This window comes from Lonsdalea quercina subsp. quercina (assembly GCF_000688695.1).
GTDB classification, from domain to species: domain Bacteria; phylum Pseudomonadota; class Gammaproteobacteria; order Enterobacterales; family Enterobacteriaceae; genus Lonsdalea; species Lonsdalea quercina_D.
Genome location: NZ_JIBQ01000003.1, coordinates 66,619 through 88,980, shown reverse-complemented (window position 1 = coordinate 88,980; position 22,362 = coordinate 66,619). Strand labels below are relative to the sequence as shown.

At 56.4% G+C, this 22,362-nt stretch carries 17 protein-coding genes; 15 read left to right on the top strand and 2 right to left on the bottom strand.

Annotation, left to right across the window (positions count from 1 at the left end):
* Window positions 1-27: 27 nt before the first annotated feature.
* The gene (locus SB13_RS01735; RefSeq protein WP_235202356.1) at window positions 28-1,668 is read right to left on the bottom strand and encodes a ShlB/FhaC/HecB family hemolysin secretion/activation protein; all 1,641 of its coding nucleotides are present in this window, start codon (window positions 1,666-1,668) and stop codon (window positions 28-30) included.
* A gap of 585 nt (window positions 1,669-2,253) precedes the next feature.
* On the opposite strand from SB13_RS01735, the gene SB13_RS01730 reads away from it, so the two are divergent.
* The 8 genes from SB13_RS01730 to SB13_RS01695 all read left to right on the top strand — a co-directional run bounded on the left by SB13_RS01730 (window position 2,254) and on the right by SB13_RS01695 (window position 7,904).
* On the top strand, window positions 2,254-3,234 hold the full coding sequence (locus SB13_RS01730; protein WP_026738699.1) for a 6-phosphofructokinase: 981 nt from the start codon (window positions 2,254-2,256) through the stop codon (window positions 3,232-3,234).
* A gap of 9 nt (window positions 3,235-3,243) precedes the next feature.
* A complete protein-coding gene (locus SB13_RS01725; protein WP_026738698.1) occupies window positions 3,244-3,534 on the top strand; it encodes a PTS sugar transporter subunit IIB in 291 nt (96 codons plus the stop codon).
* Window positions 3,535-3,549: 15 nt separating this feature from the next.
* Window positions 3,550-4,887, top strand: coding sequence for a PTS sugar transporter subunit IIC (locus tag SB13_RS01720; protein ID WP_026738697.1), 1,338 nt, complete (start codon window positions 3,550-3,552; stop codon window positions 4,885-4,887).
* Between the two features lie 46 nt (window positions 4,888-4,933).
* Window positions 4,934-5,212, top strand: a complete 279-nt coding sequence (locus SB13_RS01715; RefSeq protein WP_026738696.1) for a hypothetical protein — start codon at window positions 4,934-4,936, stop codon at window positions 5,210-5,212.
* A gap of 6 nt (window positions 5,213-5,218) precedes the next feature.
* Window positions 5,219-5,656 carry a PTS sugar transporter subunit IIA gene (locus SB13_RS01710; protein ID WP_026738695.1) on the top strand — a complete coding sequence of 146 codons (438 nt, stop codon included), beginning with the start codon at window positions 5,219-5,221 and terminating at the stop codon, window positions 5,654-5,656.
* Entirely contained in the window at window positions 5,653-6,231 is a 579-nt protein-coding gene (locus tag SB13_RS01705; RefSeq protein WP_026738694.1) for a P-loop nucleotide/nucleoside kinase family protein, read from the top strand. Before SB13_RS01710 ends, SB13_RS01705 begins: the two co-directional genes overlap by 4 nt.
* Window positions 6,228-7,139 carry a tagatose-bisphosphate aldolase gene (locus tag SB13_RS01700; RefSeq protein WP_026738693.1) on the top strand — a complete coding sequence of 304 codons (912 nt, stop codon included), beginning with the start codon at window positions 6,228-6,230 and terminating at the stop codon, window positions 7,137-7,139. Before SB13_RS01705 ends, SB13_RS01700 begins: the two co-directional genes overlap by 4 nt.
* A gap of 69 nt (window positions 7,140-7,208) precedes the next feature.
* A complete protein-coding gene (locus SB13_RS01695; protein ID WP_026738692.1) occupies window positions 7,209-7,904 on the top strand; it encodes an HAD family hydrolase in 696 nt (231 codons plus the stop codon).
* 129 nt (window positions 7,905-8,033) lie between these two features.
* On the opposite strand, the gene SB13_RS01690 is transcribed toward SB13_RS01695, so the two are convergent.
* Entirely contained in the window at window positions 8,034-8,966 is a 933-nt protein-coding gene (locus tag SB13_RS01690; protein WP_051616282.1) for a LysR family transcriptional regulator, read from the bottom strand.
* Window positions 8,967-9,731: 765 nt separating this feature from the next.
* Between SB13_RS01690 and SB13_RS01685 the strand changes: the two genes are divergently transcribed.
* From SB13_RS01685 to SB13_RS01655, 7 genes are all read left to right on the top strand, one after another.
* Window positions 9,732-10,004: an acyl carrier protein gene (locus SB13_RS01685; RefSeq protein ID WP_026738691.1), complete on the top strand. Its 273-nt coding sequence runs from the start codon at window positions 9,732-9,734 to the stop codon at window positions 10,002-10,004.
* Window positions 10,001-10,498, top strand: a complete 498-nt coding sequence (locus SB13_RS01680) for a 3-hydroxyacyl-ACP dehydratase FabZ family protein (protein WP_026738690.1) — start codon at window positions 10,001-10,003, stop codon at window positions 10,496-10,498. Before SB13_RS01685 ends, SB13_RS01680 begins: the two co-directional genes overlap by 4 nt.
* Window positions 10,492-11,640 carry a beta-ketoacyl-[acyl-carrier-protein] synthase family protein gene (locus tag SB13_RS01675; RefSeq protein WP_036151332.1) on the top strand — a complete coding sequence of 383 codons (1,149 nt, stop codon included), beginning with the start codon at window positions 10,492-10,494 and terminating at the stop codon, window positions 11,638-11,640. Before SB13_RS01680 ends, SB13_RS01675 begins: the two co-directional genes overlap by 7 nt.
* On the top strand, window positions 11,637-12,197 hold the full coding sequence (locus SB13_RS01670) for a hypothetical protein (RefSeq protein ID WP_051616280.1): 561 nt from the start codon (window positions 11,637-11,639) through the stop codon (window positions 12,195-12,197). Before SB13_RS01675 ends, SB13_RS01670 begins: the two co-directional genes overlap by 4 nt.
* Complete coding sequence (locus tag SB13_RS01665) at window positions 12,172-13,572, top strand: class I adenylate-forming enzyme family protein (RefSeq protein ID WP_026738688.1); 1,401 nt, start codon at window positions 12,172-12,174, stop codon at window positions 13,570-13,572. Before SB13_RS01670 ends, SB13_RS01665 begins: the two co-directional genes overlap by 26 nt.
* 23 nt (window positions 13,573-13,595) lie before the next feature.
* A complete protein-coding gene (locus tag SB13_RS01660; protein ID WP_463605539.1) occupies window positions 13,596-21,758 on the top strand; it encodes an SDR family NAD(P)-dependent oxidoreductase in 8,163 nt (2,720 codons plus the stop codon).
* Between the two features lie 145 nt (window positions 21,759-21,903).
* Window positions 21,904-22,362 (top strand): PaaI family thioesterase, encoded by a 459-nt coding sequence (locus SB13_RS01655; protein WP_051616275.1) that lies wholly within the window; start codon window positions 21,904-21,906, stop codon window positions 22,360-22,362.

The window sequence follows — 22,362 nt, the reverse complement described above, 5'->3', positions numbered from 1 at the left end:
AAATGGCGGCGGTCTCGATAACCCGCATCAAATTTCAACGTTGATACTGAAACCTGCGGTCGCACCTGAGGTATGGAACGCGTCCGGTTTTAAGAGCGGTACGCCGGCGAAAACGTCATAGCTAACGTGTTGCCAAAGGGCCCCGCGGAGCCCCACGGCGGAACCCGCAAGTTGATGCCCGACCAGATAACGTGTTCCCGGTCCGCCCACTCGCCCATAATCCAACGCCAGATAGAGTTCATGACCCCGCGACCGGATGTTCCAGCCTAATTCGTTACGCCAGACAATCCCTCTTTCGCCTGACAGCATCTGCTCGCCATCGAAGCCTCGCACGGTGTAGCGACCGGCAATCGCCAAACGTTCCTGAGGGGTTAATGCGTTGGCGCTCCACTGCCCACGCAAGGTGGTGGAGTAGCGCAGGGATTGGTCGACGAATGTGAAGGGTTGATGAATACTCACGTCGCCCAGCAGCACGCCTGTACGCGCACTGCCGCTGTGCGTCGCTTCTTCAGGCGCGCGGGTCGCGCCGAATGCGCCGGTCCCACGACGCCAGCTGACATTGGCATCTACCGTGGTATCGCCGAAGTAACTGCGCTGATTGACGCCCAACTCCCAGCCCGCGGTGCGGCGACGCTGCTGTTCGATCTCAATACCATTAACGGAGTTTGTGGCGTGTTTGCGGTAGGTCCGCATATTGAGCGTGGTTTTATGAGACTGATTGCGGAAGAGTAATCTGGAAACGGTCACCACGACGTTGTCGCTTTTTCCGTTGTAGCTCAGGACTTCATTCGCGTTGGGGATATTTTGATGGTAGGTGTAGTCGCTATAGTTAGCCGAAAACGCCCAATAGCCGACGGGGAAGAAGTAGTTCAGTGTGTTAGAGCGGTTCCCGTACGGCCCTTGAGCAAACATATCTCTGCCGATATTGGCGTAAAACAAATCATTTTGTGCGAAAGGCGCATCGATGGCGAGCGTGGCGGTGCCCAGATAACGTCCGGTGCTTTCAGAGCCGCTGTCATCAAGCCCCAGGCTCAGACGAACGGGGCGCTTTTCTTGCCAATTGNCCCGCAAATCACTGGCGCCTTCCTGTTCTCCGGGAACAATTTCAATATCCGCCGTCGCGCTGGAAACACGCTTAAGGTTCTCCAGCCCCTGCTCGACATCTCGCAAATTGAGAATGTCGCCACGCGATGCCGGGATGGCATTCCACAACCGTCCACGCCACGACGTCGGTTGGCCGAAACGAATATCGCTGATGCGCCCCGGCTGAAGGGTAAGCGTAAGAATTCCTTGGTTTAAGTCCTGTTCCTGCGCCATCACTCGGGTGGTGACATAACCTTTTGCAAGAATGGCATTTTGCACTTTGTTGATGGCGAGCATGATGCCCTGAGCGCCCAGACAGCGGCCGTTGGCATCGGCGGCAGACGCCAGAGCCCACTGGAATTGCTCGGAAGCCTCTCCCTGTAATGCGAGGTGATGAATGGTGAAGCAGGGATTTTCCTCTGTCGGATACCCTGGCAACGCGGCGTCAGGCATTTGGAGACGAACATCGGCCTGCGGGGTGTTTTGTTCTCTCAGCGCACGCGTTCGCTCTTGCTGACGCAGCTGCTCGCGAGCATCAATCGCGGCGGCCCCTTGCATGGGCGCCTCAGGGATGTCTGCCGCCATCACCGAGGAAGCATAGGCAAGCACCGTTGCAGCTAACACAGGGGAGATTGACTTTGAATAAGAAAAACACATCAGAAAAATCCCTTTAATGAAAAGATTTCATCCATTAATCGTAAGATTGTGTAAATTTCGACGTATTATTCATTCGGTGGTATTAAAAGCAAGCATATTATGTGCGCTCTACAAACAAATCCGCGTCACCCTTTCCTTCTCACTGACATCAAAAAATCGCTTACCGCCTCCAATGTCTCCCCTTGAAAGCCCCACTGCTCTCGCGCTTTCTCCCAAACTAATGTGAAGAAAATCACAAAAGCAGCATCCGATTTCCTGAGCAAAACCGCCTCGCCTGTTCGTCAAACGTTCTATAACCAAAACATATGTAAAACAAATAATTACTCAGCGTCATTAGAAGGCTTAAGTCAAAATAGCGTGATATCCATCACAAAATCAGAGGCTAAAACAGCCTGTCAAGCTTCGCCACCCGAGTGAAATGTTGCATAAGTGTGACTTGCTCCAAAAAAATTAATCGCCCCATCTCTACTATCGATCCCATAGTCACTGAGGAGCCTTCATCCGAGGTTAACCATGAGAATAGGATTGGTATTAAGCGGCGGCGATGTCAGCGGAATGAATAATTTCCTTTTTCAGATCAACCGGATGACTAAATCTGACATGGTGATTTTCGACGGCGGCATTAATGGGCTGATTGAAAATCGCTGCAAAGACATCTCGCGCCGCGATCTGGTCGATTTATCTCTCTCTTCCGTGCCGTTGCTCGCGTCAGGGAGAAAGGAGGATAAATGCCGGAAATCCGACTACGAGAGAATTGTTAAGAACATTCGTCATAAAAAACTGGATTGTCTGATCATGGGCGGCGGCGATGGTTCTTTTCAGTTTTTGAAAACACTGAGCGGCTACGGCGTCTGCTGTTACGGCGTGGGAATGACGATTGATAACGATATTGATGGCGACAGCTATACCCTCGGATTTTCCACCGCCTGCGAGCAGGTCATTAGTGAAGTCGCCAAATTAAGAAATACCGGACGCGGCCTGCCGGGACGGATATTCATTATTGAATTGCTGGGAGGCTACTGCGGCGAACTGACATTACAGGCGGCGTTAAAAAGTAATGCGGATATTGCGCTTATTCCAGAAGCCCCTTGGGACATTGATGTCCTGGCGGACCAGATAAAACAGAAAATAAAAATACAGAATAGTGTCATTATTTTATGTTCTGAAGGATATACCAAAGAATATACCCCCGGATTTCAGGGGGCGATAGATACCATGATTGGAAAGATAGAACACAAGATAGGCATTCGAATCCGAAAAACGATTCTGGGATACGGTTTAAGAAATGGTACGCCGACAGGAGAGGAGATCATTCAAGGCGCTATTCTCGCAGAAGAGCTCGTGAGATGTATTAACAGCGGCCTGACTAATAAAATTGTTGTCATCAACAATAATAATAAAGCCATACCGATAGATCTTGAAAACATTAAAAAACGATTGGTGGACGAAGATAGTTATCTCTACAAACTCGCTAAAGTAAATAACCTTATCTGAGGTAATATTATGCTTAATGTACTCTGCGTATGTGGCTGCGGTCTCGGTTCAAGTTTTGCTATTGAAATGAGCGCAAAGTCCGTATTACAAAAACTTGCCATTGATGCGAATATCGATCACACCACGGTATCGGAAGCGTCATCCTATAAATACGACATTATTCTTACCCAAAAAATGTTCGCTGACATTTTAACGTCGGATGCCAGCGAAGAGGATAAGAAAAAAGTCATCATCTTAAATAAGCTAACCGACAAAAAAGAAATTGAAGAAAAAATCCTCGCATATCTGAAATCTATCTAAAAAATGAGGTGACCCGTGGACGCTATTATTCATTTTATTGTGACTGATTTTCTAGGCCAGGCTTCGATATTAATTGCGTTAATCGCAATGATTGGTCTTATTCTGCAAAAAAAATCCGTCGGTAAAACCGTGGAGGGGACGTTCAAAACCTTATTAGGGTTTCTGATCATGATGGCGGGTATCAACATTATTGTGGCCGCCCTGACCTTTCTTAACGATATTTTTACCCACGGATTCGGCATGCAGGGGTATATCACGGACGTGGCGGCGATTGCCGGCGTCGCTAACCGTGAACTGGGTTCCGAAGTGGCGCTGACGCTGCTGGTGATTTTTGCCGTCAACATCCTCATCGCCCGGATCACGCCGTTCAAATATATCTTTCTCACCGGCCAGGCGTTGCTATGGATGGCGACCATCGGCACCGTCATCGGCTACAAAGCGGGGCTGACGGGCGCGACGTTGATTCTAACCGGCGGGATCTTCGGCGGCGTGATGGCGGTGCTGATGCCAGCCATCGCCCAACCTATCGTCCGGAAGATTACGGACTCAGACGATGTGGCGCTCGGGCATTTCTGTACCATCGGCTACCTCGTTCAAGCCGCGGTAGCGCGAGCAATCGGCAAAAACTCGCGCTCCACCGAAGACCTGGAGCTGCCCGATAACTTCAAATTCCTGCAGGACACTTACCTGTCGATGGCCGTCATCATGGTGCCGATGTACATCATTCCGGCCATCTTTGCAGGGTCGGAGTACATCGCGCAGTTCGCGGGCGAAACCAACTACATCATGTATGCGTTCATGCAGTCCATGCAGTTCGTGGCCGGGGTTTTCGTCCTCTACAGCGGCGTACGACTGCTGCTGAATGAGCTGGTGCCAGCCTTCCGCGGCATCGCCATGCGGCTGGTGCCTAACGCCAAACCCGCGCTCGACTGCCCGGTGCTGTTCCCGTACGCCCCGAATGCCGTCATCGTCGGCTTCCTCGCCACCACCGTCGGATCGATTATCGGAATGCTGGTCTTCCCGCTGTTCGGGCTCGCCATGATCCTGCCGGGCCTGCTGACCAACTTCTTCGCGGGCGGTGCCGCCGGGGTTTTCGGCAACGCGATGGGCGGCAGAAAAGGCGCCATCATCGGCGGCGTGGTTCACGGCCTGTTCATTACCTTTCTGCCCGCAATATTGGTACCGCTGCTTGAAACCTTCGGCTTCAAAGGCGTGACGTTCAGCGATTCAGACGTCATCAGTACCGGTTTGGTCCTTGGCCATGCCTTCCAGCATGACTGGCCGTTCGTCATCGGTTTCATCGCCTTCGTCATCCTGATTGTCTGGCTGGCGAATAGAAAACTGGGCAAATAAGGCGGCAGAGCGCGCGGGTTATTCCATCACGACGTGAGGAGGAAATATGTTCGCGAAATTAAAGCATCTCTTTCAATCAGAAAAGACGCCAGGGAGGCCGGAAAATGAAAACAGCGAAGAGGCGGAAACGCTTCACGCGGAAATCATGCAGCTGGAATCCGGACTCAAGAACAACCCGGCGGATAGCGCGATTCAAAAACAGCTGATGGTGAAATATACCCAGGCGATAAAAATATTCTCAGCCTCTAAGCCTTATCGACATCAGGTTGACGATATTTTCCTGAGAATGGATGAGTTAAGAAACACCATTCGCAAAAATATATGAGGCGATATGACGATTAAATCATTTCTTGCTCAAAATTCGTTTATTCAGGTCAGCGTCAACGTTAACGCATGGCAGGAAATCATCGAAAAAGCGGCGAAGCCATTAATTGAAGGTGGCTTTGTCACTGCTGACTATCCGCAAGCCGTTATTGATAATACGTTGGAATATGGCCCCTATTATGTTTTTGATGAAGGTATCGCCATTCCTCATGCCAGGCCGGAATGCGGGGTCATCAAAGACTGTTTCAGTATGGTGACACTCGCAACGCCCGTCTCAATTAACGGCAGCGAACCCGTCGATATTATTGTGATGTTTGGCGGCGTTAACGGGGACTCTCATATTACGGAAGGCATTGCTTCCATTGTTGGCCTACTGGATCACGAGGACACGTTAAGTCGAATAAGACACGCCACCACCGTTGAAGAAATACTTGGATTATTATGAAAAAACTGATTTTGGTTAATGGAATACCGGCATCAGGAAAAAGTTACGTTGCCGGACAGATTGCCGACTTTTTCAATTTACCTGTCCTAAGTATCGATGAAATTAAAGAGCCTTTCATGGCGCAGTTCGCCGATATTATCGACAGGCCACTGAATCGCCAACTGGGCTATTCCGCTTATGCGGCCATGTTCAATATTGTAAAAAGTTCGCCATCGAACACGGTATTTATTTTAGATGCCTGGTTTGGATTTCGGGATAAATCAGTATTGGCCGATTACCTGTCGCAGTGCGATTGCGAAATCGTTATTGAAATATGGAATCAGATTTCGCCCGAGCGGGTGGCGGAGCGTTATTCCCAGCGCTGCCACTGCCGGGTCAAAGGACACCCCGGCGAAGAGTATATCCCCGAATTAATCGCATTAGCGGAAAAGGCGCAGCCCATGGCGTTAGGCCCGGTTTACACCGTGATTCAGGATAAGAAGATCGAGACAGAACGCCTTATTTCATGGGTCGGCCAGCACCTTCATCATTCAGAACCCTACTCCTTATCTCCTGTACGAGGAATTAACCTATGAACAAAATGACAACAGCAGAACGTCGTGGCTATCAAATGATTTGCGACAATACCGGCGCCATGATGGTGGTCGCCTGCGATCAGCGCGGCGGAATGAGAACCCTATTAGCCGATACGCCGGAAGAACAGGCGAAAATCAGCAACGAGACACTCGGTAAAACCAAATACGATATTACGCAATATCTGGCGTCGGAGGCGGGCTGCGTGCTGGTCGATCCGCTCTGCGCCGTCCCCGGCATCATTGATGAAGGCGTGGTACCACGCAATACCGGCCTGCTCGTCGGCCTGGATGCCTCCGGCTGGGGCACCTCGCCCGAAGGCTACCGGATCTCAAAAATGGTTGAAGGCATCACCGCCCGCAAAGTGCGCGAACTGGGGGCGACCGGCGGCAAAATCATGATCTACCTGCGCATGGATACGCCGGAGGCCAATACCGCCAATCTGGAGACACTGCGCAACGTCATTGCCGATTTCGCCCGGGAAGATCTGTTCTTGGTCGTCGAGTTCCTGACCTATCAGCTGGAAAATGAAAGCAAAGAAGACTATCAGCGCAGAATCCCCCAGCTGATCCTGGAAGGCTGCCGCGCCTGTATCGACTGCGGCTCTAAAGNGCTGAAGATCCCGTACCCAGGTTCAGAAGCAGCCTGCGCCGCCGTCACGAAAACCTGCGGAGACGTTCCGTGGGCAGTCTTGTCCGCCGGCGTCGACCACGAAACCTTCCTGCAACAGGTCGACGTCGCGCTTCGAAATGGCGCGTCCGGCGTGATCGCAGGCCGTTCACTGTGGAAAGACTGTATCTCTCTCGACCGCAGCGTCACACGCGAAAAATTGACCACCCTCGCCGTGCCCCGTTTACGGGACATCCAGCGGCTGCTGGTGAAATATCGCCAACAACGCATCAGCGCGTAATCTCCGATTTAACCAGGCTGGCCAACGCAGGCAACGGCGCTCGGCCAGCCCTGCTGACAGGAAAATGAGATGACGGACAGATTAGATTTAATTATTTTCGACTGCGACGGCGTGCTGGTCGACTCGGAGATCATCGGTATCGAGCTGACGGTGTCTCTGCTGAATCAGCACGGGGTCAATATCGGGCTTGATGAGTTTACTCATCGCTATAGCGGACTCGCTTGGGATGAGCTGATCGACCAGATCCGCGCTCACAAGGGGGTCACGCTCCCGCCCCACATTCGTCAGGCGTTTTATCCGCTGCTGATGGCCGCGTTCGCCGACAAGCTGGTCAGTATCGCTGGCGTGCAGGAGACCTTGTCCCAAATCCCCCTCCGTCGGTGTATCGGCTCCAATTCAAGTTCGGAACAGTTGGATTTCATGCTGACAAAGGTAGGTTTGAAGCCCCTGTTCGCGCCGCACATCTTCTCCGCGGTCGATCTCGGTCCGGGCCGCGGCAAACCCCGTCCCGACATTTTTCTGCATGCGGCTCAGGTCATGAACGTCGCACCGGAAAATACGCTCGTCATCGAAGACTCGGCTCATGGGGTAACGGCGGCGAAAAGCGCGGGAATGTTTGTCGTGGGATTTACCGGCGGCGCACATACCACGCCTAGCCACCGAACTCGGCTGATTGACGCGGGCGCCGATCGCGTGATTGAAGCGATGCCGCAACTTATCGGAGAGATACGTCGTTTCGAGCACCGCTTAACGGAAAATAACTGACGCCGTTAATCACAAAGCCGTATTCTCCAAGCCATACATGTCGTTTTTTTATCAGATTAGAGAGGCGAGTCTTCATCCGCTGTGATTAGAGGACGTTGGCGTAGGCCAAGGCTTTATGAATATAACGTTCTATTTATCAACGTACTGAATAAACGGCAGTCGCTCCTCTAATATCTCTTTTTTTAGGAAACGATTGAGCGCGATTAACTTTTCACATTGCAGATTACTTCTCAGCCAGGAGAAATAGTATCCATACCCCGTTTTTATTGCATATTTAAATGGCAGGACCAACGTGCCGTTCTTTAGTTCTTTTTTCACCATATTAACATCAACAATGGCTATACCTAGCCCTTGAAGCGCAGCGCTGATTGCCAAATCCATCGAGTTGAAATCTTGACGATTTATGGGCGTAAGATAAATATCGGCGGGGACTATTTTGTTCCAAAACATCAGCTTGTCATCGGGTGATTTATAACCTAGCAGATCAATCCCCACCCTTGAGGAATGTGTGTATTGTATTAATAGGCTGGGTGAACAAACGGGAATGATCCACTCCTCTAATAACAAAGTCTTTTCTTGATTATCGGAGCTTTCATCTCTATGGAGATATTGAACTATCCCGTCGAAACCTTCTTTTTTAAGATCTTTGATATCGATACAATCAGCCCCGACGCGCTGACTATCGAGAATAATTCGGGGGTAGTTCTCGTCCGCATCCAGTTTCCTCAATACGGCAATAAACCAACGTAGAGAAAATGTCACGGGTGCGCTGACTTTCAAAATTTCTTCAGTATTCGAAAATTGTGCACAAGCATAACATAGCGATTGAAATGCCTCATGAACTTCTTTAGCGAAATCCATCCCGTCGGACGTGAGAACCACCTTAGGCCCATTACGGTCAAATAAACGGCGCCCAAAAAAACCTTCTATCGTTTGAATATGTTTACTAACAGCGCTTTGGCTGATGGACAGTTCTTCTGCGGCTAAGGTAAACGACTGGTACCTGGCGGCGGATTCAAAGGCCTTCAAAGCGTATAACGGAGGAGTTTTCAACCAATCCATAGTCTTATACCACCATTTTCACACTGGAAGAGTCAATCCCATCATAGGGATGGTATTGCACGCAAAAAATTTATTTCGAACACTTAAACTGAAACAACAATAACTTATCAAACAACCTTAGTAGTACCGTAATAATACGTCAATCATCATCCCCCCCCCTCGTGCCACCATGATTCAGAGTTATATTTCAAAAACTATTTTCCCTTTTAAATAAAACAATTTCTACGATATAAAAACCATCATTATTCATCATAAACCCTATCACATTATGGTGATCCAATTGCATTTTATTTATCTAGTTTTAAATGGTTATTAGTGGTTCATAGAGGTATTAAAAATACTGTCGATAATTTTGTCGCTTTTAATAAAAGATTTTAAAAATATTCACAAAAAAAACGAAATTTTTTCTAAGAACGAGATATTCACAGCATTAAGAATAAAGACAATATTTTACAAAAAGAGATAAATCAATGTGTTGAAAATAAATAACAGAGGGTCAACTCAACAATCGCATAAAATAAAACTGAATACATAACCATTGTAAATCGTCTCATTTTGCTACGAGATTGATTTTCAATAAAACAGAAAAAACATCCACCAAATAAAAAAGTCATCATCCATACGTTCTTTTTTTTGTTAAAGCTTTGCGCCAAACACCTCGGAGTTATGCATATTTAATCTTTTCTGCTTTTTTATCAGCAAGGTCGCTCTGGTGACTTGCTATCCCTTGTTTCATCTTTTAATCGGCTATATGGAGATACCACATTGAACATTGAAGACACCCTAATCGGCATTCTCGTCGACGATCTTTTCATCAGCACTCCCCGCTCGGATATTGATCCGAACATCAACCTGCGAGACGGGCTCGGGCTGGACTCTTTGGGGTTCAGCGAACTGCGTGCGCAGTGCGAGTACGCTTTCAACATCAAGATCGACGATGAACTTTTCACACCAGAACACTTTCACTCCGTCAGCACGCTGACACAGTTGGTCAAACGCCTTACCTCATCGACTGAACAAGGGGGAAACGGCCAATGAACAAGTTGACAAACCCACCGGCAAAGCTGTCTTCACGAGCCATGGGCTTTACCGAACTAAAACGCTGGCTACGGCATCGCCACCCAATGATTTTCCTCGACCGCGTCACGGATTACGAGCCGGGGAAAACCCTGACGGCCCTGATGGCCGTCTCCGGTCAGACCGACGCCATCGCCGGACATTTCCCTGAGCGGGCCGTCTTCCCGGCCAGCCATATGATGCAAGCGATTTCTCAGGCCGGGATCATCCTGTTTCAGGTCTCAACCTCGCCGCTGCGGCAAGACGAAATCACGCTTGTCGGCTCAGTCAAGGCCAGATTCACCCGCGTTGTGGTCCCCGGCGACGTGTTGATTTTCAACATGCATTGCGACAGCTTGCGTGACGACTTCATGACATTCACCTGCCATGCGGAAGTTGCCGGCCAGGGGGTCGGTACGCTGAAAGGCTCTCTTGTCCGTAAAGACATCTCAGTGTTGGGAGAACAGCTATGGTAGATACTGACTCGCCTGTCTGGGTTACCGGGATGGCGTGGTCAACGGCGCTGGGCTCAGCGCTGAACGCCACGTGGGAATCCCTGCTAGCGGGAGAATCCGGCATCGTAGAGGTCGCGACGCCGCTGCCCTTGCGCACTCGCTACGCCGCCGTGGTACCCGAGATACCGTTGCATTGGCCACCGGACAAACGCCAGGATTGCCTGACGCGCGCCACGCTGGCGCGCGCGGTGGAAGACGCCGGACTTTCCGCGGACGATCCCAGTTTACTGCCCGTGATCGGCACCAGCTTCGGCGCACACCTCGACCAACCGGAGCATACCGTTTCACTGTCGGCCTGGTCCGGCAGGGCGGCCTATGAAGCGGGCTGCGTTGCCTCGCCCATTACCGTCTCCACCGCCTGTTCCGCCGGAGCCGACGCCATTCAGACAGGGCTGGCTCTGTTAAAAAGCGGGATGGCGGAAATATGCGTATGCGGTGGCGCAGACACGCTGACGCTGGGCAAAAGGCTTAGCCATTCGCGGCTCGGCACGCTGTCGCCCGACCATCTGAATGCGTTCGACGTCAGCCACAACGGCACATTATTGGGAGAAGGTGCCGCATTTCTGGTACTTGAAACCGCGTCGCATGCGCAGGCCAGAGGCGCGCAGGCTTACGGCATTCTCGTGGGTGCCGGGTCGTCGAACGACGCCGCCAGCGCTGTTGCACCTGATATTTCCGGGCGAAACGTCGTTTTGGCGGTCGAGCGCGCTTTGCAAAGCGCGGGGATCGCGCCGTCGGACGTCTCCATCATCAATGCGCACGCCACTGGCACGGTCACAAACGATCTGGTGGAAGCCCGCGCTTATGCCCAACTGTTCTCCGAGGTGCCTTATCCGCCCACTCTCTTTGCGACCAAAGGCGCACTCGGACNCTCCCTGGGGGCGACGGGGGCTATCGAAGCCGTCGCGGTGCTGAAGGCGTTGGAATCCGGCCATGTACCACCGATTCAAGGACTGAAAACGCCGATGCCTGAAGTCACGCTGCCCATGCCTGCAGGAGACCCGATGCCGATACGTTACGGCTATGGGATCAGCGTGACGCTAGGGTTCGGCGGCTTCAATACCTGCCTCGTTTTCCAGAAATGGGAGGGAACCACAGTATGAACGAACAGGATGTTATTACCGCGTGCGGCCTGCCCGCCATCGGCTTTGGTCGCGCCACCGCGACGGATTTAGCCGCCATGAAAGCCGGACGGAAGGCATCGCTCTACGCCGATCCTCTCGCCTGGCTGGTCTATGACGCGGTCGAGCTCGCACTGGAAGAGTCCAGGGAGGCGATTTGTGCGGCCAAGCGCACCGTGGGGCATATTGCAATCAGCGACCAGTGCACAGCACATACCCTGCGGGAAATCGGCACGACTATCTCGTCGGGTCGCATCTCTCCACTGCGTTTTTCCGGAGCCTGCCCTGGGTCGGTCTGCGCCCTTCCGGGCCAATTCCTCGGCTTTAATGGCCCGAGCATGGTGCTCTCTATGCCTGCAGAACAAGGGCTTCCCGTCGCCGTCGCGATCGCCAAAATCTGGCTCAGAGAACAAGCAGCCAGCCATATGATCGTCACCTGTCACGAGGCGAACGCTGCCGGACACACGGTCACTAGCGTCATCTTCACTCACATGGACAAGGGGGGACTCACTAATGACGATCAAAAATATCACGCCTGAAGCGGCGCAATGCTTTATGGACACGCTCGTGCAGGTAGATCGATCTGAAACCATCCCCAACTTCGCCGATGTGCTGGATAACATGCAAGATCTGGGTCTGCAGCCGGGCGAACCGGTGATGATCACCATCCCAAACGGCATCGAGTTCGTGACTATCGTTTTAGCCCTACTGACGCTGGGCGCCGTTCCGGTGCTTCTGCCTTCCTCTGCGCCGCCATCTCGCATTCATCGCATCGCCGCCGTGCTCGGAGCCAGCGCACTGATTTCGCTGAATATACCGAAGGGGCTGCCGCAGGTCAGCACCAACCCGCTGTCTGAACGCATCAAACTCAACTATTTGGACGATTTGAGTGTCCGATACTATCAGCCGGGAGACGTGATCCTACTGACGTCCGGCACCTCCGGCATCTTCAGCGGCTGCCTGTTCACTCTTGATGCGCTGTTGCTCAACGGAATACGCCACGCCAAAGCCATCGGACAAACGGCCGAAGACCGGGTGCTCATTAATCTGCCCATGTACTACTCGTATGCTTTCGTTGCGCAGTTGCTAACGACGTTTTCGCTCGGCGGCACCGCTATCATCGCCGGGCCGCCGTTCACTCCGCTCCAGTATGAGCGGACGATCCGCGACTACCAGATAACGCAATCTTCGCTGACACCACTCATGGTGAACGCCTGGCTGCAATCCGAATCCGGCAAGCTTCCGNCCCCCCTGCGTCGGCTGACCGTAGGCGGCGACGCGCTCGCACCTTCATCGGTGGAAGCGCTGCTGACGCGCAATCCCGGCCTCGAGGTGTACCTGACCTATGGCCTCACTCAAGCAGGCCCGCGGGTAGCGACGTTGGCCGCCCACCTAGAGTCACCTGAACGCTATGCCTCGGTCGGCGTACCGATGGACGGCGTCACCGTCTCTCTGAAGAAAGACCACCCCGACGACACCGTGGGTGAACTGATCGTCGCAACCGCCACGGGAATGAAACAACGGATAGGCCAGAACACCGAAGAGCCGGAAATCACCGACGACGGCAGACGCGTGATCCACACCGGCGATCTGTTCGAGATGGATCGCGAAGGCTACCTCTTCTTCCGCCAACGACAACCCAGCTATGTGATGAGCCGCGGCGAGAAAGTCTGCATGAAATCCGTCTGTGAAATTGCTGAAACCCTCCCCGGCGTGGCAAGAGCGGAAGCCTGGGTACATAACGGCGACACCGAGGACGCCGCTTTCACGCTCGACGTTTACTGCGAAGACGCCTCGCTGAAGGAAAACGATATTCGACGCCAGCTCGGTAGCGTGTTGCTGCGCAGCGAACAACCGACGTATCTGGTACTCCATCCCGCCTCCAGCACCAGCTGGAGAAAAACCGCGCCCTAACCGGCCTTCGCCTCGATAAAAGGATGAGTCACATGGATTTGATGAATTTACCCCTGATCGTATCAGGCAACTCCCCCGACGCTCTGTCGGCTGCGGCCGATAGCCTGCTGACCGAGGTAAAAAAAGCCTCTGGCGCCCAAGATCTGCGTGCGCTCTGTATACGGCAACTTTCCCAGGCGCACGCGCCTCACCGCGGCGCGGTCTTCGCGAAGGATCTCAATGAAGCCGAGAAAGGCCTCACGGCCCTGGCTTTGGGCCGCCCCGCACGCACTGTCATTAAGGGCGTCGCCGACGATCGCTGCCGTCCGGTCTTCGTCTTCCCCGGACAAGGACCGCTTTGGCCGGGCATGACGGCGGCACTGATGGAACGTGACCCTACTTACCGGGAACGTCTCCAGCACTATGCCCAAGCCGTACGCCTCCATGTCGACTGGGATCTCGCCGCCGCCATCGTCGCCGAAGACCCCTTTACCCGTCTAGAGCAAATTCAACCGCTTCAGTTCGCGCTCGCCTCGGCGCTGGCCGATACGTGGCGTTCGTTCGGCATAAAAGAAACAGCGGTCGTGGGTCACTCCGTCGGCGAAGCGGCGGCGGCCTACGCCTCAGGCCATTTAAGCAGCGCCGATGCCGCCCATGTGACCTGCCTGTGGGGCAAGACGCTGACCCAGATCGAAGGTCAGGGCGCTATGGTATCCATCGCCGCGTCCGTCGATCGCATAAAACCTCTGCTGTCGCGTTGGGAAGGNCGGCTCAGCATCGCCGCCATCAACAGTCCTCGCAGCGTAACCGCCAGCGGCGATCTGGCGGCTATTGAGGCGTTGCTCGAGGTTCTCAAGGCGGAAGGCTTATGGGCATGGAAAGTGCCGGGCGGCGAGGTGGCGGGTCACAGCCATCATGTCGACGTCCTGCGCGATGCGGTGGTGGAGCAAGCTCCGACGGCCTGCACCACGCCGCGTATTCCGTTCTACTCCTCCGTCCTCGGCGAACCGTTGGGCAGCGATCAGATGACGCCTAAATATTGGTTCAGCGTTCTGCGTGAAACCGTGATGTTCGAGAAAAGCTTGCGCGCGATGATTCGTGACGGCTATCGGCTCTTTATCGAAGTCAGTCCTCACCCCGTCCTGACGTCGGTCATTGAAGAGCTGCTGCGCGAAGAAGGTGTTGCTGGCGCGGCGGTCTCAACGCTGGAACGCAGTAAAGGGGACGAACAAAGCGTGATCTTCGCGCTCACACATGCTTATCTCAATGGCGCGCCGCTCGATTGGCAAGCCGTCTGCGAACGTTTCTTTCCTGACGTCACGCTCACGCCCGGCGCTCAGAATACGCCCGCTGATACCGACGCCGTGGTGGAAAAAACGATCTCGCAACCGTCCCTGCAAGCGGATGACATGATTGACGGCGCGGCGTTGCTCAACCGCTCCCCTGCGGAGCAAAGGGAAATCCTCTTGGCGCTGATTGCCGCGAAAACCGAGCTGCTGACAGAAAAGCGCTTTGTTTCAGAGACACAGGCCTTCCGCGACATCGGTTTTACCTCGCTGACCGTGGTGGAGCTCGCTCGCGAACTTTCCTCCGCGACAGGGTTAGAACTGCCCTCCACGCTGGTTTACGACCNCCCCACACCGCACGCCGTCGCCGAGCATCTGCGTCAGGCGCTGGGCCTGTCCTCAGGTGAAGAGGGGTTGGAAGACTACGCGAGGGACGGCAACAACGACGAGCCTATCGCCATCATTGGGATCAGCTGCCGCTATCCCGGCGGAGTGAGCGATCCGGAATCCCTGTGGCGTCTGGTCGCCGACGGCCGCGATACGGTCGGCGACTACCCGTCCGACCGCGGCTGGGATACCGCCAATCTCTATCACCCGGAGCCGGGCAAACTCGGCAAGATATCCGCCCGCACCAGCAATTTCCTGTATAACGCCACCGGATTCGATGCAGCCTTTTTCGGTATTTCTCCACGCGAAGCCGTCACGATTGAGCCGCAGCAACGCCTGCTGCTAGAAGTGTCGTGGGAGGCGATCGAACGCGCGGGCATCGACCCGGCGACGTTGCACGGCACCCGCACCGGCGTCTTCGCTGGCGTGATGGGCACCGAATACGGTCCGCACCTCCAGCAGGCTTCGGAAGACGTTTCCGGGTATGGCTACATGGGCACCGCCACCTGCGTGGCTTCCGGACGCGTGGCGTATAGCCTGGGACTGAACGGTCCAGCCGTCACCATCGATACCGCCTGCTCCTCCTCGCTGGTGGCGATCCACACGGCCTGTGAAGCACTGCGCAGCAATGATTGCAAGCTGGCGCTGGCGGGCGGCGTGACGGTGATGCCGACCCCCGGCGTCCTGATCGACTTCTCTCAGCAGCGCGTGCTGGCTCCCGATGGCCGCTGTAAGGCATTTTCGGCATCGGCCGATGGCGTCGGGTTGTCTGAGGGCGTCGGTATGCTCCTGCTCCAACGGCTGTCGCAGGCACAGGCCGACGGACATACGATTCTAGGCGTCATCCGCGGTAGCGCCATTAATCAGGACGGCGCGTCCAACGGCCTGACCGCGCCCAACGGCTCGGCGCAACAACAGGTCATCCGCCATGCGTTGGCCAATGCGGGATTGCAGCCGGAGGACATCGACGTCGTCGAAGCACACGGCACGGGAACGCGTCTTGGCGATCCGATCGAAGCCAATGCGCTGCTGGCCACCTACGGACAACGCCCGGCGGAACAGCCTTTACGGCTGGGGTCGATCAAATCGAACATCGGTCATACGCAGGCAGCCGCCGGCGTTGCCGGGGTCATCAAGATGGTGATGGCGTTTCAGCATCAGCAACTGCCCCGCACGCTGCACGTCACCGCTCCCTCAGAGGAGATATCCTGGTCGACCGGTTCTGTCGAACTGCTCACCGAAGCGCAGCCCTGGCCCCGAAGCGATGAGCGCCCCCGTCGCGCGGCCATCTCCTCGTTCGGGGTCTCCGGCACCAACGGTCATGTGATCGTCGAAGAACCGCCGTTCGCACCTTCCACTCAAACGGAGAGCCACGCCGCGCCGGTCGAGATGATGTGGCCGCTGGCCGCGAAAACGGCGTCTGCGCTGCGCGAGCAGGCTGCGCGACTGCATGAATTTATTCTCTCCCAGCCCGAACTGGACCCCATCGACGTCGGCTACACGCTGGGCGTTTCCCGCAGCCGCTTCCCCTATCGTTCGGCGGTAGGGGGCCCGACGCGCGACAGCCTGCTCAACGGCCTGTCAGCGCTGGCGGAAGGCGGTGACCATTCGTCGGTGGTCGAAGGCCTCGTGCCGCCGTCTGGCGCCGGCAAACGGGTCTTCGTCTTTCCGGGACAAGGCTCACAGTGGCCGGAAATGGGCATGGAACTCTACGACGCATTTTCCGTGTACCGTCAGGCCATCGACCAGGTCGCCGAAGCACTGAAGCCTTATACAGACTGGTCGCTCATCGATGTCCTCAGAGCATCTCCTGACGCGCCGACGCTGGATCGTGTCGATGTCGTGCAGCCAGCGCTGTTCGCCGTCATGATCGCGCTGGCGCGACTGTGGCAGTCTTTCGGCGTCGAACCCCATGCCGTGGTCGGGCACTCGCAGGGAGAAATCGCCGCCGCGTACATCGCGGGTGCGCTAACGCTGGAAGACGCCGTAAAGATCGTCGCCCTGCGCTCCCAGCTGATGCTGACGATGTCCGGCAGCGGCGCTATGGCGATGATCGGCCTGTGTGGCGATGACGCTCGGATATTTATCGAGAAACTCGACGATACGCTGACGCTCGCGGTCTTTAACAGCCCCAGCGCCACCGTGGTATCCGGTGGTGCGGAAGCGGTGACCCGCCTCCTGCAACGCTGTAAGAAAAAGGGCATCAGAGCAAAACGGATCGCCGTTGACGTCGCCGGACACTCGCCGGGTATGGATAAACTACGTCCAATGCTGATGTCTTTATTCTCGGACCTGACGCCACGCCCTGCGCGTATCGCCTTCTACAGCACCGTCGCCGGCTATCTCGATGACGTGCCGCTCGACGGCGAGCGTCTGGACGCCAAATACTGGTGCGACAACCTCTGCCATCCCGTCCATTTTGTCGATCGCATCCAGTCTCTGACCCGCTCCGGCACCATGACGTTTCTGGAGTGCAGTCCGCATTCGGTCCTGCTTCCGCCGATGGAGGAAACCGTCGACGACGCCGCCACGGTAATTGGCACGCTGAAGAAGAACCAGCCCTCCATCGCCTGTCTCACTCAGGCGATGGCGAAGCTTTACGTCAGCGGTCATGACATCAACTGGCGCGCCCTGCATCCCGGCGCTCGCGTCGTCGACATGCCTACCTACGCGTTCGAACACCGCTACTACTGGCTCAATCTGCTTCCCGCCGGCGACGTCGCCACGGCGGGTCAGCGAACGGCGGAGCACGCTTTACTGAGTGCCGCCATCGACCTGCCGGATGATGACGGCATGCTGCTGACCGGGCGCATCGGCCTGTCTACGCACGCGTGGCTGGCGGATCATGCGGCAGCCGGCGTCGTGCTGCTTCCCGGCACCGCTTACCTGGATATGGTGAGGCACGCCGCGCTCATGGTGGGGTATCCGCACCTCCTTGAGCTGACGCTGCAGTCGCCCATGATCCTGCCGGAACAGGGAAATCTGGACCTGCATCTCCGTGTGGGCGCAGAAGAAGAAGGCCGCCGCACCGTCACATTGCATGCCCGCCCCTCCTCGGAAAACGATGCCGAACCGGCACCCTGGACGCTCCACGCGCAGGCACAGCTGGCCGCATCGGCGCCGTCTGCCTGGCCGACATTTGAGACGGAAACCTGGCCGCCAGCCGGCGCTACACCGATTGATCTGACGCAGCTGCGCAGCCGTCTTGTCGAGGCGGGCTACGAATACGGCCCCGCCTTTAGCGGGTTGCAGTCGGCCTGGAAACAGGGGGACGATATCTATGTTGACGCGACGTTGCCCGACGAGCTGGCGATCACCGGCCACATTCTGCACCCGGCGTTGCTGGATACCGTGCTGCATGTCATCGCGTTGCCTGAGACGGACGACGGCGAAAGCAACGGGCTGCGCCTGCCCTTCGCATTCAGCGACGTCGTGCTCCACGACGTTCCGGTGCGTCAACTGCGCGCGCGGCTGCGATTTACCGCCGCCGATACCCTTTCCATCACTGCCGCCGATGAGACGGGAACGCCGGTGTTGGCGGTTTCGGCGCTTACCCTGCGGGAGACCACCCGCGACCGCCTGCGTCAGCTGCTGAGCGAGCCTCCTCATCACGATCTGCTGCGGACGAGCTGGAGCCGCCTGCCCGACGTCATCGCCGCCGTACGTACCGCGCCCCCCATGACAGAATGGGCGCTGCTGGACACCGCGACCGACATCACGCAGGCGTTGTCGACGCTGCATGCTTATCCGGACTTGTCCACACTGGTAGAAGCAACGACGAGCACGCCACCCGACGTCATTGTCTGGCCACTGCCAATACCCGAGCACGTTGACGACGCTGNCACGCCTGCCGCAGTGCGCGCGCTGACCGAGAACGTCACCGCTTTCGTGCAGAGTTGGCTTAACAGCGAGCCATTATCTCAAAGCACGCTGGTGGTCGTGACGAAACGCGCCGTCTCCACCGACGGCCACGCCGCGCCCGATCTGATGCAGAGTACGATCTGGGGCCTGTTGCATACGGCCCAGAACGAATACCCCGGACGGATCGTCTTGCTGGACACCGATCGTCCGCTGCCTAAGACGGAGTGGATTACCGCGGCGCTGGCCAGCGAGCGGTCGCAGTTGGCCGTACGAGACGATCAGCTTCTCTACCCGATGCTGACCCGCAGTAGCACGGACGATCTGCTGACGCCGCCGTCGGATGCGCCGCTCTGGCGCATGGATATTTTGAACGCGGGACGCATCGACAACCTGATCCTCAAGCCTGCGCCAGAGGCCGCGGCACCGCTGGCCGCCGGACAGATCCGCCTGAACGTACGGGCCGCGGGCGTCAACTTTTATGACGTGGTATGTGCGCTGGGACTGATCCCGCCGCAACATGAGTTCGGCACCGAAGCGGCCGGCGTGGTGGCGGAAGTCGCCCCAGACGTCGATCGTTTCTCCGTGGGTGACAGGGTCATGGTGATGACGGAAGGTGCTTTCGGTCCAGTCACCATCGTCGATCAACGCACCGCCGTACCGATGCCGGAGACGTGGTCGTTCGCGCAGGCAGCGAGCGTCCCCGTGTCGTTCCTTACGGCCTATTATGCGCTCGTCAATCTGGCGGATCTGCAGGCGGGAGACAAAGTCCTCATCCACGCGGCGGCGGGCGGCGTGGGTCAGGCGGCACTACAACTGGCGCGTCATCTGGGCGCGGAGATCTTTGCGACCGCCCATCCGGACAAATGGGACATCCTGCGCAGCTTCGATATTCCCGACGACCATATCGCCAGCTCTCGTCACCTCGACTTTGCCGAACGTTTTAACGCGACAATGGGCGGCAATGGCCTTAACGTCGTGCTTAACTCGCTGACCGGCGAATTTATTGATGTATCGATGGCATTGATGGCGGATCAAGGCCGCTTTATCGAAATCGGTAAAACCGATATTCGCGACGCGCAGCAGGTGAAAACCGCGCATCCCGGGGTCATCTACCACTACCTTGAACGCCCGGATAGCAGTCCGGAAGCCACCGCAACAATGCTGGGCAAGCTGCTGGATCTGATGCGTACCGGCGCGCTGCATCCACTGCCCGTCACGACCTACGGCATCCGCGAAGCCATATCGGCGTTCCGTCTGATGCAGCAAGGGCGTCACACCGGAAAGGTCGTACTGACCTTCCCCCATCAGCTCGACCCGGAAGGAACCGTGCTGGTCACCGGCGGCACCGGGACGCTGGCCGCGATTCTGGCGGAGCATCTGGTTAGCACGCATCACGTGCGCCATCTGCTTCTCGCCAGCCGCGGCGGCGAGACCTCCGCTAATGCAGCGCCGCTGAAAGCGACATTGGAAAGTCTCGGTGCGACGGTCAACATCGTCGCCTGCGACATCGCCGATCCGCGCGCGCTGCGCGCCCTGCTTGATGACATCCCCACCGAACGTCCGCTGACGGGGGTATTCCATACGGCAGGGCTACTGGCGGACTCCACGATGGCAGGGCTAACGCCCGAAGCCATCCAGAAAGTCTTCGCGCCCAAGGTCGATGCCGCCTGGCATTTGCATGAGCAAACGCGTCATCACGATCTGGCGGCCTTCGTGCTCTACTCCTCCAGCGCCGGGACGCTGGGAAGTCCGGGGCAGGCGAACTATGCCGCCGCCAACGTCTTCCTGGATAGTTTGGCTCAGTTCCGCCACCGTCAGGGCCTGCCCGCCACCTCGCTCGCTTGGGGCTGGTGGCAACCGGTCACCGGCATGTCCAGCGCACTGAGCGACACCGACAACGCCCGTATCGCCCGCACCGGTTTTGCGCCGATTACCCCGGAACACGGAAACGCGCTGGTCGATGCGGCGCTGGACCTGCCGTATGCCGCGCTGGCTGCCGTGCCGCTGAATATACAGACGCTGCGCAACAACAGCCGTTCCGGCACGCTGCATCCGTTGCTCGAACGGCTGGCCGGACTCAGCGCCACACGCCGGTCCCGGGCCTCAGCCGAGGGCCCGGACCTGCGCAAAGAGCTCGCCGCGCTGGATTCAGGCGCCCGTCTGAAGTATCTGCAATCCGCTATCGCGAAAAACATCGCGGCCATTCTCGGTCAGGAGGACTCGACGCATATCGCGCTGGATGTCTCGTTCAAGGAAAGCGGGTTGGACTCCCTGCTGGCATTGGAGCTGCGTAACCGTCTGACGGCGGCGAGCAGACTGCGTTTGCCCGCCACGCTGACTTACGACTATCCCACGCCCGAAGCGCTCGCCGACTACCTTAGCGAGCAGTTGCTTCCCGAAGTGGGCGACGCCCCGACGGTCGAGACCGCCGGAGAGGATGACGCGCGGATCCGTGAGGCGATCAACGCCATCCCTATCGCGCGTTTGCGCAGCAGCGATTTGCTTGATGCGCTGTTACGCCTCGCCCGAGACGACGAGCCGCCTGCCGAACACGGTCATCCTGACAGCGCCGATGAAGACATTACATCCGCCAGTATCGACGAGCTGGTCGCCATGGCGCTGGACCCCAAAGAACATCAACCCATAGGGAAAAACGAAGACGTGCGGCAGTAACCTCAGGCGCGACCTCGTCGTTCACCGCGCGCGGTCGCTGGATAGGCTCGTCCACGGGAAGACATCGTCATGGTCATTTGCGCCGTCGTTTAGCGGCGCGAATGACCGCGAGGTTGTCCCCTGACGTACCACTCAGAGAGGATCAATGGACACCGTTCACTATTTACAGAAGTTCAACAACTCGCCCTTGTTCACGGCCCTGGGGTTTCGCGTCATCGCCTGCGATGAATTACGCCTCACGCTGGAAATCGGCGATGACAATCCCTGCCATCAAGGGGGATTCGGCACGTTGGAGACGGTAGGCATCAACGGGGCGGTCATCAGCGCGGCGCTGGAGTCCGCCATCGGCCTGTGCGGGTTCTACGCCTTCGGCGGCAGACCGGCGGGCGTCGTGGAGCTTTCGGTGAAGATGCTGCGGGTCATACGCAAAAAACCCTGCCGAATCGATGCCGTTATCGACAAAAAGAGTCGTGATATCGCTTTTGTCTCCGCCGTTCTGTACAGCGCACGCGGAGGAAAGTGCGCTACCGCCACCGGAATAGTCATCACCAGTCGCGCGGAGAGAGCGAGAGCGAAGCCCCGTAAACATCCCATTCAGGCATGA

What these genes read in the sequence shown, in the direction of transcription:
- SB13_RS01730 (WP_026738699.1), top strand. Translation starts at nt 2,254, where the DNA reads ATGAGAATAGGATTGGTATTAAGCGGCGGCGATGTCAGCGGAATGAAT.
- SB13_RS01725 (WP_026738698.1), top strand. Translation starts at nt 3,244, where the DNA reads ATGCTTAATGTACTCTGCGTATGTGGCTGCGGTCTCGGTTCAAGTTTT.
- SB13_RS01715 (WP_026738696.1), top strand. Translation starts at nt 4,934, where the DNA reads ATGTTCGCGAAATTAAAGCATCTCTTTCAATCAGAAAAGACGCCAGGG.
- SB13_RS01710 (WP_026738695.1), top strand. Translation starts at nt 5,219, where the DNA reads ATGACGATTAAATCATTTCTTGCTCAAAATTCGTTTATTCAGGTCAGC.
- SB13_RS01705 (WP_026738694.1), top strand. Translation starts at nt 5,653, where the DNA reads ATGAAAAAACTGATTTTGGTTAATGGAATACCGGCATCAGGAAAAAGT.
- SB13_RS01695 (WP_026738692.1), top strand. Translation starts at nt 7,209, where the DNA reads ATGACGGACAGATTAGATTTAATTATTTTCGACTGCGACGGCGTGCTG.
- SB13_RS01690 (WP_051616282.1), bottom strand. Translation starts at nt 8,966, where the DNA reads ATGGATTGGTTGAAAACTCCTCCGTTATACGCTTTGAAGGCCTTTGAA.
- SB13_RS01680 (WP_026738690.1), top strand. Translation starts at nt 10,001, where the DNA reads ATGAACAAGTTGACAAACCCACCGGCAAAGCTGTCTTCACGAGCCATG.
- SB13_RS01670 (WP_051616280.1), top strand. Translation starts at nt 11,637, where the DNA reads ATGAACGAACAGGATGTTATTACCGCGTGCGGCCTGCCCGCCATCGGC.
- SB13_RS01655 (WP_051616275.1), top strand. Translation starts at nt 21,904, where the DNA reads ATGGACACCGTTCACTATTTACAGAAGTTCAACAACTCGCCCTTGTTC.